The sequence below is a fragment of the Vibrio sp. 10N.247.311.12 genome (assembly GCF_041467515.1).
Lineage (GTDB): Bacteria > Pseudomonadota > Gammaproteobacteria > Enterobacterales > Vibrionaceae > Vibrio > Vibrio crassostreae_C.
The window spans coordinates 1-12803 of record NZ_JBFSUV010000032.1; the positions used below are offsets into that span (position 1 = coordinate 1).

A 12803-nucleotide genomic window follows, 5' to 3' on the forward strand; every position below is an offset into this window, starting at 1 on the left:
AATGGGTGATCGGATAATCCCGAAATGACTGATCGGAATGCTCCGAAATATGCAACCGGTCGCAATGCATCTAGAAGGTGCTGATGTAGCCGTCGTTGTGGAATATTTTTTAGGTCGCCTAGTTAACGAGATCCCCGAAGAGAATCTTGAGGTGGTCCTTAAATCATGCAGTTCAGAAATCGATATTCATTCTAAAAAATGACATCTGCACTTACTAAACCCCATGTGCTTACGCACGAAATATACCGAGGAATTACTATGTCTTTCACAACAAAACCAGCAAATTTGAATTGTAACCTAATGAGCAAATTTGCACTCACTTGCATCATTGGCTTGTCATCTTCCACTGTAATTGCAGATTGTCAATTTGGTGCAGAGACGATCCCTGTTGGTGAACAACTTACGATTCGTGATGAATTCTTAGTCGAGGAAAGTTACCAGCATTACCTCAACCAAGGTTACACGACTCAACAGAGCAAAGAGTTCGCAATGTCCAGTGATTGGACCGTTGTTGCACTTGAATGCACTCGTCAATTCGTACCTAACCCTAATTTCACTCCTGAAACAGCTGAACATGCCGGTTCCCAATTTATTTACGTTGGCGACGTGCTGGTGGCTGGTCAGTTTCAACGTACTTTTTTACCTGTCGTGATGGGTTTGGAAGTAAAGCAAGAGGAGCGTTCTCATGTTCAATAAAGTGATAGATGCTGAGTGGGTTATGATTAATAACTCTCTTACCCCATGTAAGTTTAGTACTGCCTTTCATGAGTACTTGTGCTTACGACGTCACGATAATCATTTTGATTACGATACGAGCAAACACGGGTTACTTACACCGACCAGAAACTACTCAATTGAGTTCTTAATGGCTGCGTCTCATTCATTTGTCGAATTTGGGGATACGTTAATCGTTCCACTGCGTGCTTCGAATGAAAACATACAAGAAACGATGTCAATTAAGTTTGTCCCATTCCTGACTGATGAATTGGCCAAGCCCCTATGGTCTAAGTATGCGAAACATCAATCCATAAGGACTATCGGAAGATTTGCTGAATCAATGCAGTCTAACAAAAGCTATGTTTGGTCATGGATGAAACTTCAAGCTTCGGAATCTGTAGCGAATGAAACAGCCCCAACTCAAACAAACAGCTTAGAAGATGATCTTAAGGCGCTCTTATTTGAGTTCCGAGAAGATGAACAAAACAAAAAACTTCGTCGAAATACCAGTTTGGCTATCGACAAAGGTTATTTTGAAGGGTGCGAATGTACTTTGGCTTACGTGCAGTCCAACCTCATCAGGTTGTTACGTAGTCATGGTATTCGAGTACCAGAACAATTTTAACTAAAACAAAAATTGCTCCCATTGGGAGCAATTTTTTTCATCTTCCATCTGTTACTGGTTCAAACTCAACCATGTCACCGCAGATGTCCCCCAGCGTGTACTCTTTTGTGTTTTATATTCTTTTACTCCACTTCCAATTCGATAGAGCAAGATCGCTTGGTCTTCAATATTTGATAGCTTATTACTCAAATCGCCATCACCAAACTGTGTGATAACTTGATTGATGAAGTCGTTCAGTGCATCTGATTTCTGATTGATGTTGATGGCCACTATGTCACCTTCACTGAGTGTCGCAAGGTGTTCGTCCAAATCGGAATCGCGCCAAGTGGAAGGGTCAGCAAAACCATAACTATGATACTCAGCATTGGCACTCTTTCTGAGAAAGACTTGCAAGTTGCCAGTTGGTGCTTTCAACCGGTCCATCTCCAATGTTCGATCACATCGATTTGAATCGGCGTCTGAGCAAGTTCTCTGAACGACGTATCGCCAATCATGAGGTGAGTCGATCCAAGGGAATTCAATGCTAAAGTTCGCTATTTCTGCATCCGGAGTAAAATAGAAAATGGGTAAAGCTGTCCCTGTTTTATCAAGGTTGACCGTGATAGATACCGTATCACCTGGTGCGGCAATCTTATCACCAACCATCATGTCATGGGTGTTACTGGCATCAGCGGTGATTAAAGCCTCATGTGGGCCTTCCACTAAATTTCCTTCACCACTTTCAAGTGCTGGAATGGTGACTAGTGTGTGAGGCGTATTGTCCAAATTCAGCAGCTGCACATCAGAGGTGATAATTTCGAAGTTTTGGTTCAAGTAGTCATTGTTTGTCGAGGGTATGACCTGAATATCAAATGTGCCTGCATTGTACGTCGAGAGGCCATCGCTCGTTTCAAAGGTGATGTCGTGATGCATCCCAAGATCATCATCCGTCGGATTCATTTCGATGACACCCAAGTCATTTAATCGCATAAAGTTAGGCTTATTGATTATATTGACCACGGGCTTTCCGTCAGTCTTTGTTGACTTGATTTGGGTGAAGACATTTTTTTCTTGTCCAGATATAAGGTGTGGTGGCAACGTGAAAGATGTTCCACTCGAACGTACATTCACATCGACAATCCCGTCTGTAAACAAGTTCGACTCGTCAGTCACTCTATATTTGAATGTCTGAATGCCATCATTATCTGGTGATGGGGTATAGGTAAAGGTGCATGGGGGCGTCATCGTCACTAAACCATAATACGGTTGCTGGCTTACCATGCAGGTGTGAGAGTCGGTTGGGTTTTTGTCTGTCCAAGTCCCGGCCACCGTAAAAGGAGTCCCTTGTGATATATCGCCAGTCTTGTGTTCAGCGATAGGTGGATACAGTTGCTGAATGGAGTTATAACGCACATTCCCTTGTGACCAGTTGAAGAAGCCGAAATATCCCGGTGCAACGGTTAGATCATTGACGTCAAAGATTGTAGCGCCATCTAACTTGGTCACGATCCGATTCGGAAATAGCTGCATTTCAAATTGGTAGGGCTGGCCATGCATCCATTCTACATTTCGCTTCTTACCCAAGATGGTGTTTTGGCCTTGTTCAACATCATGAACCGTCCAGCCATATGATTTCATCTCATCTAAGGTGCCATCGAAATAAATTAAACTGAATCCATTGTCTGCGCCGGTTGGCAGTTTTTTCCATGAGAAGAGGTAAAAACCACCAGCAGTAGGATCGCCATAAATGAACCCGATGTAGTCATCGTCTCCAGCTCCCGCATCTACTTGAATGACCCCTTTGAAGGTTCGATATTCGTATTTGGTTGCACTCATAAACGCAGTGGGGTGTCCGTTGATGCTTTGGTAGACACTTTGGCCATCTGAACTCACCGTCCAGTCTCCTGACGCAGCTTCGCCGTACTGCTTCCATGTATGCAAATTCACTTTATCTGACTCAGCATTAGCGACACCGATGGACATTAACCAGTTTATGGCCACGCAAGAAAGAAGGTACTTTGTATTGAATTTCATGGCTTGTTCCTCTTATCAATGAATCGGTGAACCCGCGCTTTCGCTGACATCATCCTCAAGTTCGGTTTGCAAACGAGCCAGAGAAAACTCACAAATATCAATTAAATCTGCATCATCATTAAATTTCGCGACCGATAAAATGCTGCTTATGAGCAATTGGCGCAAATGCAGGGGCGTATCATCGGTGACACCTAAAACCTTTAATGCCGCCACTAACCGGACAGCACTATTGGTTTCTGTGTTGGTCGAAGTCGTATTTGTAGTCATCATTTACTCCAGTTTTCTTTTGCTGCGAACGCTGTGGGAAACGTGCGTATTCGGGGCTGTGCCATGGCACTCAACCGCAGAAAATTTCAATGCCAACCCAAAATCACGGGTTTAGATTGGCTACGTAAGCTGAGGATATCTCAGTGTCGAACCAAGAAATTCAAATAAGCAGGGCTATATCAGCGATTAAATTGATACGACTATGAGATTGGCGTGACGTTTACCGAGCTGTCGGTCCCTGAAACGATGCTTTGTCAATTAAGGTGCGATATTGGCTTCGCTAATTTCTAAAAGGAGAGAATGGGGCGTGTATAAATGAACTGAACCAATCAGTCAGCATAAATAAGGTACATTATGAACAACAACATGAAGAACTTTAACTTTAGAATTACGTGCATTGGTTTGATACTAATGCTGTGTTGCGGTCTGTCATTTTTTTTCCAAGCCGCAGTAAATGGCTACCCACTATTTGAATTCATTGCCGAAGTAGCTTTACGAAACAATCTTCCGCAAGATGTTAAAAATCTCGCGATGCTTCAATTACTTCCAACTGTCGGTGGCATATTGTTAGCTATCGGTGGTACGAAAAAGATGATCGCTGAGAAAAAGACTGCCGAATCGTCTGACGTCGAAGAGCAAGCATAAGTTAAGTGGTTAGGGACCTCATAAACCGCATTATGAGGTCTTGCTTATCCAAAATTTACCATCGCAAGGACCGACGAAAGGAATGGCTTCGCCACTGTTTAGGTACGAGTCTTCGCGTGATTCTCTTGGAGAGACAACGCAATGGTAAGTAATTGGAGATAAGCTAATAAAGAAACCAAGTTTCATAGGTCTAGATTGTCGATCCCAATATACTCGGCTGCGATATTGGTGACCTGTTTGTCTCCTATACACTATATCTTCGCGACCAAAGTAGTTCACTAACTCTTGCGTGCTTACTTTTAAAGAGAGTGTTACTGGAGCTAACGAAACGGTAGCGGTACTGAACCCAAGGTCAATTAAATCCTTTCGCATGTCGTTATAGTTTTGAATGTCGCGTTCCGGTGTATCGCTATATTTACCTCGTACTAAGCTCACTTCGTCAGAGCTCGTGATTAGATTCGAAGAGTGCGCAACGTTTTTGTAAACACCGATACGCGTAGCATCAACTAAAAAAATAGGTTCACGAGAGCATCTTTTTTCCGAAAGTGTCAAAAATTGATGAAGGTCGTAAATTTCTTTGGCTTGTTTCTGAAGTTTATTGAACAGGCTTTGATCGCCATTAACGTGACCTATCCAGCGAATATGTTGAGGTTTGGTCAGACGAAGGTGACCCGACTCGGTAAATTCTTCAGTGTATTTTGGATAGCAATGTGAACCAAAGGACTCAACTTCATTTGTGGAAGAGAGTACATCGTCGAAGAACTGCTCTTCTAATTTGAAGAAGCGTACCCAATCAGCGTTGCGGTTTGTCATTCTGGAAGACTCTTAGATAACGTATTATGTTATTGTATACAATTATTGGTTAAATACAAAATGGGCCTTGTATGACGAATAAATTGCCAGTAGCGCATCAAGAATGCGTCGAGGAAAAGGCGTTAGGCACTTAAAGGAGCTCAACTCATGCAAGAACTATGGTTATTGGTGATCTTCTATATCACATTTGGGTTTTGGGTTGGATGCGGCACCGCTCCCGCAATTCTCGTATGGATTAAGAACCCACACGAAAGTTCTTTGTGGAAGATTTGGGCTGTCACGTACAGTTTGGCGCAAGGGCCAATTGGGTTGCTTTCCATCAAAAACTGGAATATGGACTAAAGGTTATGCGTATGTCTATTGGAAGCGGTTATAAGAGGCTTACAGTCGCCTTTACTCTCTTAGTCGTCATGAAGTATGTCGAACCTGTTTCTTCACTTTTAAATGTCACCCCAAACTCTCTAGCCGATATTTCACTATTTCTATGCGCGGTATGTGTGCTCTCTATTTGGATACAGAGAAAGTTAGTTAACGACCGTATCTAACATCATCCGGTGACACTTTTTCCGCGATGTCTAAAAGTATAGCGACTACCGTTCTTTGAACATCTTGCTTTTGCTCTTCAAGAGTAGAGCCAAATAAACTGATCTTTCTATCGATACCCGTTGCGATGGCATAGCCAGTTGATGGGTAGAGCACGATATTAAACGCGTCACTAATTTTAAGTTCGTGAGTGCCGTCATCCAAATTTGTCCATGAAATCATATCTCTCTCCTGTGCGCTAAGTGCATTGAAGTTCAAACAATAGCATCATCCAAAGTGGGTACACGGTAGTTTTGAGGGATATGTGAGAGAGTAATAAAGATTCATACTGAGTATTAAAGTATCATACTAAAATGGCAGCGATCGCAGTCGATACGCTGCCATTTCTAAATCGAAAATGCCCCATTGTCTGCTAGACCTTTTACTCATTCATATCCTGTTCATGGGGTTTTGCCCTACTAGAAGTTATCCATTCATCTAATGCTGTTCGTCGTGAATCCCCGTGTAGTATCACGGGGGGTAAATTCGACATAGCTATCTCACTTGATAACCTGCTCCTATGCTTTTTATTGCCATACTTGCCTCACTACTGGGTTAGGTTTTGATATACAACATTAGGCATTCAATATATATTTGTTTGTTTTAATTTACTGGTTAAAAAGGCTAAGTGTCTAACTCATTATGATGCTTAACCATATGATCTTATAAGCCAATACTGTCGAGATGGGAATTTGAAAACAATACAGCAAGATATAGAGTCTTTGGAAAAGTCCGTTAAACAACTCGAACATCTAACAGGGTACATCACGGAAATAAAATCCGGCAGATTCTCATCACAATCAAAGATTCTTAACTTCCTTTCTTATCGCCCACGTGAAGAAAAATACTCACTTCGTTCTAAGCCTATAGACCTAAGGTTAAGTGATAAAACATTTATCACTCAGGTAATATTTAAGATTGCAAATCAAACGAACAAAGAAGTAACTTTACAATACTCAACTGATGGCAATTCTACGTCTATAACTAACGAGTCATATAAATCCGGCGAAGAAAGGGTCATTGCATTTTCTATCAATTCATTTGTAGATACGCTAACTCTGTCGTCTGTTGATGGTGAAACTAAAATATCTTCATTTAAAGTTATCGGAATGTCCGGGAACATAGTTAGCGAACGGTCACGATTTCACTTCAAGCACCAAGTCCAACAACTCAGAGTTGCAAAGAATAGACTTGTGGATACATTTAGCCGCGTAAATAAATTCAATGAAGAAACCTTAGAAGAAGAAGCTAGGTTTGAACAAACAAAAGAAACTTTAGCTGCTCTCAACGCAGAGTTAGAAGAACAAGTAGAATCATTTGAGAGTCAAATTGACGACTTGAAGGAAGAGTGCTCTTCACTCGAAACTACCAAAGCTAAAGTATCTTCAGTATTAGCCAAAGAAAAGGCTCAACTCGACTTGTCTAGAGATGAGAACGCAAAGCTTGAGATACAGAAACAAGACCTAACTAACGAACACTCCACACTAACTGAAGGTGTACTACTGTCGCGCGCTCAACTAAGGCAACTTCAGAGTGATAAAGATATCTATAGCGAAGACTTAAAGGGATATATTGGAGAAACAAGATTCCAACAGATTTTTTACGGTGCAATAGCTTTCAGTGCCCTAGCCATTATTTGTGGAATTACCTATCAGCTATTTGAACGTTCAATTGAGTTAATTCGCCTAACTGACACCAAAGAGCTCTCCCACGTTTGGAATTTGATCCTAAGTAGAATCCCTTTTACGCTTTCGATAATTGCAATTATGGGCGCAGCTGGTGCAAGCCTTCAAATGGCAGTTAATCGCTTAATAAAAATCCATGACCAAAGGCTCGCATTTCTTCGATTATCTATTTTATCTCGCGATATTACATCGATGGCGACTGAAGACTTAGACTTACCTGACGAAGAAATAGCACAGTTGCGAATTAAATTAAAAACAGAGTTTTTGAAATCTCATATGGAAAAAGATTTAGGCAAACCAAATGCTGATTCAAAAGTTACTATAGACGAATAGACCGTAAAGAAGCCGAACCCTCTAGATAAAGGTTCGGCTTCTTTCTCCTTGATATGACCTAAAAGGAGGACTGTAGTTTACTTAAACTTCCTCATTCATATCATTAAAGAGAGTATCTACTAGTCCTTTATGCTTCATTTTTTCCCAATAAATCCAAGAACTAGATTCTTGCGAATATCCAATATCTCTAATGCAAATCTTTTTTGATTTACTTTTAAGATATTTTAATGCAAGGATCGTATTACCTTTGCCTTCTAAGTTTGACTTCCATTCATAAATGTTTAATTCGCATATACCTTGAAACACAACATAACCTGTCACCAAGTTAGGAGTCATTTCGAATGTAAAGTGTTGGCCTTTGCTGTCCGTTTTTACATGCTTCAAGTTGAATTTCGACATTAATTATCAATCATATTTTAGATAGTATCCTTTCACACTGTAGAATGTGATGCCTTGCATGAAATAATTTTACAACTCTGCCTAGTCGTTTCTTACTCATAGAAGAGTGCAAATAGTCAAATATAGAATGATAATGCATAGCATACTTATCAAATTCACTCTGTGCAGGAAGACTATGATATCGTTCATTAAGATCGTCATATTCAGCATCTAAATCTCTATTTCCTTGTGAATGACTCAAGCTAGTTCCTCTATGCCCCTGTTTAAAAGCTTGAATAAAAGCTAACGTTAGTTCGTCATTTTCAAGTTCTTCAGTATATACGTCTATGTTGTAAATGAAATCTTTAGCCAACTTTAAGGCAACCTCGCAATACGCCCCACTAACAGAGTCATTCCTTCTATATCTGTAATTAACATCAAAATCAAACAGGTAAAAAACCTCCCATCCAGGAGTTAGATATATCATTTTTACTTTAGAAAAAACTGCATGTACATAATCTCCAAAGGCTTCAGATTGAGGGGATGCCTTCAGTTCATTATGCTCAAGCAACTCTTGTAATTTATTATCCAATGATTTTACTATTTGAGAGTTCCGAATCTGTTCAGCAGTCAACACAATTGATACTTCCTTATTTTTCTATCACTTTATCTACCCGCATAAAATTTAGCAAAGCTATGTAGCGACATAGTGAATTTGAGCACAAAGATTTAGATACTGTAGATGGGGTGGTTTCGTCTCTAGGCGTGACATTTGCAATACAGTAGAACTAATCCTAAGAACTCTAGTCCTCTGGGCCCGTAACTCGAAAATGTCCAACAACGATTCTGGTGACATGAGGGAAGTTTTGTGAGGGAAGTTTGTGATCATCACTAGCAAGGTTTTGCCCCAATCCTTCTTAGCCTTATCGAACAGACTGCCTAGCAAGTACTGTAAGAGACCAAACAAATCTAATCTGTATTTTGGGTTCTTATACAGAATTTTTCCGTGGTTCGCCTCGTAACTCTCTGTCGATTAACACAACAGGCTGATAGCAGTTGAGTTTCATAATGAATACAAGCAACATAGACGGAATGCAAAGACGGAAAAACTCCGTCTATAAACGTTAGCACGCAGTGGGAATTATGACGTATAAAATCAGAGAAAACTGCATTTTCGAACATGTTGATGTTTATGAAAGTGAGGATGAACTTCATGCTTACTTGAACAAGATCAGTGCTCCTTTCGGCTTAATGATCATGGAGTTCAATGCTCTCGAAGATGAAATCACGATTTGCCTGACTGAAATCTATGAATTGCTCGATAAATCTATTGATATAAAAGCTCTTAGTAAAATGTACAAAGGCAAACTAGACAGGCTTGTTCAGCTGTATAAGGTTCTTATTGGCTCAAATCATGAGCTAGGGGAAGCACTTACTAGTTTGGTAAACTTACTTGACGATAGTGGTAATTCAAGAAATCAATTTACTCACGCAAGCTGGTTGTACGCATCACCCTCTAAAGGGGTTGCATGCTCAAAAGATAAGGCTACTTATCGTAAATTTGAATTGTCAGACATTCAAAATACCCACAATACAATCACAAAGGCACGGGCGCACTTGATTCACTTCCACCATCGAGTAAAGCGTGCTAACAATAAATTTAAGAGAGATTCTCAATGCTTGGCGCCTTCACTTTAAGCTAGTTAAGTGTTTATGGCACAATGCTTTAGGTAAGATGTTAGCGTTGTTCACACATATGGTCTCCCCCTGTTTTGCAAGTCAGCAGCTGCCAAATTAACGATAGATAAGAGGTTATCGGTGTTTGAAATTCCAAATTTTAAACCTACAGAGGAAGATGTGATTAGAAACTCTAAGTTAGAGACTCTCTATAATCACACCTTCGAGAAAGGTAGGTTTTTCCAAGTTATTTTCTCTGACGAAGAAGAGTTACATATTCAGCTAGCTCCCCGAACAATGATGAAAGTTGTATATCTAAAAGAAAAAGATGACATCGAAGGCATTAAGCTATGCAAGTTAGTCAGCGGTCAGGAGAAGCAAGTTATTGAACTTTCCAAGTTCAATATGCAGCAATTGAAAACGTTCTTGAATTTCATCCAAGAACTTGATTTGAAGGGGATAGCAGAGCGACGTATTAAGCTATCCGATGATTCAATGGATGTGCTTGATGCCGAGACAAAACAGAAAATAACCACACTACTCTCAGGTTCTGATGGTGGAGAAGTTGTTAGAGACTTACTGTCGCAAGGAATGATCACTACTCAGGATCTAGTGAATACGGGTTATCGGAAGTCGCAGTTAGAAATATTCAAAAAACTACTGTCTTCAAACTATCTACCCCAGTACAAAGTCGATATCGGTAAGCCAAATACAAAAGACGAGACTGCATGGCAGCATTTCTTCGCAGTGAATCAATGGATATTTGGTTATGGTTTAGACTACCGATTCCAAGGTATCTTACAAAAGGAATTTCACGCGTCTGATACTAATGCGGGTGGCAGTGAAGGTGTTATTGCAGATTTCTTAATGGGTGACACTAAATTCACAACGTTTGTCGAACTTAAGTTACCTACAACCCCATTGTTTGGAACTGCTCAAAATAGAGCGCAGAGTTGGAAACTATCAAAAGAATTGATGGAAGCTTACTCACAAATTCTAGAGCAAAAAGCTAGCGGAACGCTCAAGGTTGAAACAACTCGAGATCTATATGCAGACGATTACAGCGAAATAAATCAGAATGCTTATGACTCGAAAACAGTTCTAATTGTTGGTAGCTGGGCACAAGTTGATAATTCAGCGGAGCCTCCAGGCATCAAAAAAATGAAGCGAAAAACTCTCGAACTTTTCCGTCGAGACTCTCGAAACGTAGAAATCATTACCTACGACGAGTTATTTGAAAGAGCATCATTCATTGTTCTTAATGAGCATAGTGCAAACAAATAGAACGCTGCTAACAGTTGCTTAAGAGGGATTCCAACCAAAGCTTGCCGAGTTCAATGCTAATGGTTAACTCATGTGATTACGGTGTGTTAGTTTCGCTTTAGTGGTTGCGTTACTTTCCCATCAAGCGGGCGTTATATTTACAATGAAATTAAGAGGTTAAAATTGGCTAAGGTAAAAATTGGCGATAGTGTAGATCATTCAATGCCGCTATGGCGCTATATGTCACTCGATAAATTAATTCACCTATTAGAAACAGATAGTTTCTACTTTACACCTCTTGAAAGTTACAGCAATTCAGACCCGTTTGAAGGATATATACCTCAAAAAGCATTCGATTTGTTTGGAAAGATATTCGCAACAGAAGTTAAAGAGCTTCAAGAAGTTTATCAAGTATTTGAAAGCCAATGCATGACGGAGGGTACAAGCCCACCAGAGCTTCAAAAAATGAAAGAAGGCATTGACGGTTTAGGACAAAAGGTAAAAGAAACCTACAAGTTGCTACATAAAGGAATTACTGTTAATTGTTGGCATGCTAATCCTGTTGAATCAGAAGCCATGTGGAAGCTTTACTCAGATAATGGAAAAGGCATTGCAATAAGAACAAGCGTTTCTAACCTTAGTGAAGCTCTCACACATTTTGAACAAGATGTCTTGGTTCAAATGGGCGCCGTTAAGTATATGGACTTCAATGACCCTAGCATAGACGGTAGAGACTGTGTAACTGATGGGCATCTTGCGCCTTTGTTAAAACGTAGTTCGTTTAGCCACGAAAATGAAGTGAGGTTATTTGTTTCCCCTAAAGTTGATATAGAAAACCCATACATGTTCAAGGCAAAGCCCAATGTGGTTAGTGCTTCAGCAGAAAAAGTTATAGAGGCTGTATACATATCACCGTTCGCGGGTGAACCTTATACTTCGAGTGTAAAAGCCATTTGTAACAAATATAATATCCCTCATGAAATAGTTTGCGAATCCAATTTACTGAATGGGCATGAGGCTCTATTGGAAAACATCGTTGCTTGGTAAATATAAAAATTTAAGAGTGACTCAGCACTCTTGCCATTTTTGGTTTGGATTAAGTTCAGTGATTACGGTGTTCAATCGAGTATAGTGATAGCGTGCTTCACCTTAATTGGGCCATGAAACAAGGAGGTTATTGTGGAAGAAGAATACTATAAGAAGTCGGTTGAAGGCTTCGAAGTTGTTACCGAGAAAGGTAAAGATCCCGAACCATTTATGGTCTCATCTGATGGTATAGACTTTGAGCAGCTTAAAGTTACGACCCTCAAAAAATTTACGGATACAGTTAAAGCAACTGAGGAACTTTCTGAAAAGGAGCGTAGTTCTGTATTGGATTACATTTCAGATAATGCAGAATTAGTTAGTGGAGAGCTTGAATCATTCGTTAATGACCAAGAAGCAATTGTAAAAGCTCATGATTACTTAACTTCTATTTTTGTGGACTTTCCTTCAATTTCGGAGCTTGCGGATGTTTTGATACAAGTCCTTCTAAAGTTATTGGGAGGCTGACGAAATGTTTCATAACAAACGACCATGGTTCGGCTTTGCCTTACTCAAAATAATCCATGATTAACTAAATTAGCAAAGCCACTGACACGGAAATGCCCCAAAATGAGTTGAGCATTCATTTCAGCTACACTCAGTTCACAGTTTTTCACGATACAAGAACTAATGTGATAGGTGAGAGCTAAATTACCGTTCTTACTATTAAGCAATTAAAGCGAGTGGTCTAATATCTTAGCCGATGAGCAGCCACGATTGTA

15 protein-coding genes are annotated in these 12803 nt (G+C 40.1%); 9 read left to right on the forward strand and 6 right to left on the reverse strand.

From position 1 onward, the window contains the following. The first annotated feature begins 258 nt into the window (after positions 1 to 258). Positions 259 to 696: a hypothetical protein gene (locus AB6E30_RS14580; RefSeq protein ID WP_136987170.1), complete on the forward strand. Its 438-nt coding sequence runs from the start codon at positions 259 to 261 to the stop codon at positions 694 to 696. Next, positions 686 to 1342: a hypothetical protein gene (locus AB6E30_RS14585; RefSeq protein ID WP_136987169.1), complete on the forward strand. Its 657-nt coding sequence runs from the start codon at positions 686 to 688 to the stop codon at positions 1340 to 1342. The genes AB6E30_RS14580 and AB6E30_RS14585 overlap by 11 nt, the downstream gene beginning before the upstream one ends. Positions 1343 to 1393: 51 nt before the next feature. Here the strand turns inward: AB6E30_RS14585 and AB6E30_RS14590 are convergent, their stop codons facing one another. Both AB6E30_RS14590 and AB6E30_RS14595 read right to left on the reverse strand, forming a co-directional pair. Then, a complete protein-coding gene (locus tag AB6E30_RS14590; RefSeq protein WP_372104099.1) occupies positions 1394 to 3262 on the reverse strand; it encodes an Ig-like domain-containing protein in 1869 nt (622 codons plus the stop codon). 108 nt (positions 3263 to 3370) lie between these two features. Then, on the reverse strand, positions 3371 to 3622 hold the full coding sequence (locus AB6E30_RS14595; protein WP_206361545.1) for a hypothetical protein: 252 nt from the start codon (positions 3620 to 3622) through the stop codon (positions 3371 to 3373). Positions 3623 to 3976: 354 nt separating this feature from the next. Between AB6E30_RS14595 and AB6E30_RS14600 the strand changes: the two genes are divergently transcribed. Beyond that, positions 3977 to 4267: a hypothetical protein gene (locus AB6E30_RS14600; RefSeq protein WP_136987166.1), complete on the forward strand. Its 291-nt coding sequence runs from the start codon at positions 3977 to 3979 to the stop codon at positions 4265 to 4267. 30 nt (positions 4268 to 4297) lie between these two features. Here the strand turns inward: AB6E30_RS14600 and AB6E30_RS14605 are convergent, their stop codons facing one another. Then, on the reverse strand, positions 4298 to 5080 hold the full coding sequence (locus AB6E30_RS14605) for a hypothetical protein (protein ID WP_372104101.1): 783 nt from the start codon (positions 5078 to 5080) through the stop codon (positions 4298 to 4300). Positions 5081 to 5227: 147 nt separating this feature from the next. Between AB6E30_RS14605 and AB6E30_RS14610 the strand changes: the two genes are divergently transcribed. Further along, complete coding sequence (locus AB6E30_RS14610) at positions 5228 to 5422, forward strand: hypothetical protein (protein WP_136987165.1); 195 nt, start codon at positions 5228 to 5230, stop codon at positions 5420 to 5422. A gap of 186 nt (positions 5423 to 5608) precedes the next feature. Here the strand turns inward: AB6E30_RS14610 and AB6E30_RS14615 are convergent, their stop codons facing one another. Further along, positions 5609 to 5845, reverse strand: coding sequence for a hypothetical protein (locus AB6E30_RS14615; RefSeq protein WP_372104103.1), 237 nt, complete (start codon positions 5843 to 5845; stop codon positions 5609 to 5611). 509 nt (positions 5846 to 6354) lie between these two features. Here AB6E30_RS14615 and AB6E30_RS14620 point away from each other — a divergent pair. Beyond that, a complete protein-coding gene (locus AB6E30_RS14620; RefSeq protein WP_372104106.1) occupies positions 6355 to 7680 on the forward strand; it encodes a hypothetical protein in 1326 nt (441 codons plus the stop codon). An 81-nt stretch (positions 7681 to 7761) separates the two neighbouring features. Here AB6E30_RS14620 and AB6E30_RS14625 read toward each other — a convergent pair whose 3' ends face one another. Together AB6E30_RS14625 and AB6E30_RS14630 are read right to left on the reverse strand one after the other, a co-directional pair. Next, positions 7762 to 8079, reverse strand: a complete 318-nt coding sequence (locus AB6E30_RS14625) for a hypothetical protein (RefSeq protein WP_372104109.1) — start codon at positions 8077 to 8079, stop codon at positions 7762 to 7764. A gap of 10 nt (positions 8080 to 8089) precedes the next feature. Next, positions 8090 to 8695 (reverse strand): hypothetical protein, encoded by a 606-nt coding sequence (locus tag AB6E30_RS14630; RefSeq protein WP_372104112.1) that lies wholly within the window; start codon positions 8693 to 8695, stop codon positions 8090 to 8092. Positions 8696 to 9201: 506 nt separating this feature from the next. Here AB6E30_RS14630 and AB6E30_RS14635 point away from each other — a divergent pair. The 4 genes from AB6E30_RS14635 to AB6E30_RS14650 all read left to right on the forward strand — a co-directional run bounded on the left by AB6E30_RS14635 (position 9202) and on the right by AB6E30_RS14650 (position 12549). Next, positions 9202 to 9756 carry a hypothetical protein gene (locus tag AB6E30_RS14635; protein ID WP_171750982.1) on the forward strand — a complete coding sequence of 185 codons (555 nt, stop codon included), beginning with the start codon at positions 9202 to 9204 and terminating at the stop codon, positions 9754 to 9756. A gap of 120 nt (positions 9757 to 9876) precedes the next feature. Then, positions 9877 to 11019 (forward strand): Shedu anti-phage system protein SduA domain-containing protein, encoded by a 1143-nt coding sequence (locus AB6E30_RS14640; RefSeq protein ID WP_171750983.1) that lies wholly within the window; start codon positions 9877 to 9879, stop codon positions 11017 to 11019. Between the two features lie 162 nt (positions 11020 to 11181). Beyond that, entirely contained in the window at positions 11182 to 12045 is an 864-nt protein-coding gene (locus AB6E30_RS14645; RefSeq protein WP_171750984.1) for a DUF2971 domain-containing protein, read from the forward strand. A gap of 132 nt (positions 12046 to 12177) precedes the next feature. Beyond that, positions 12178 to 12549, forward strand: a complete 372-nt coding sequence (locus AB6E30_RS14650) for a hypothetical protein (RefSeq protein ID WP_171750985.1) — start codon at positions 12178 to 12180, stop codon at positions 12547 to 12549. Positions 12550 to 12803 lie beyond the last annotated feature (254 nt).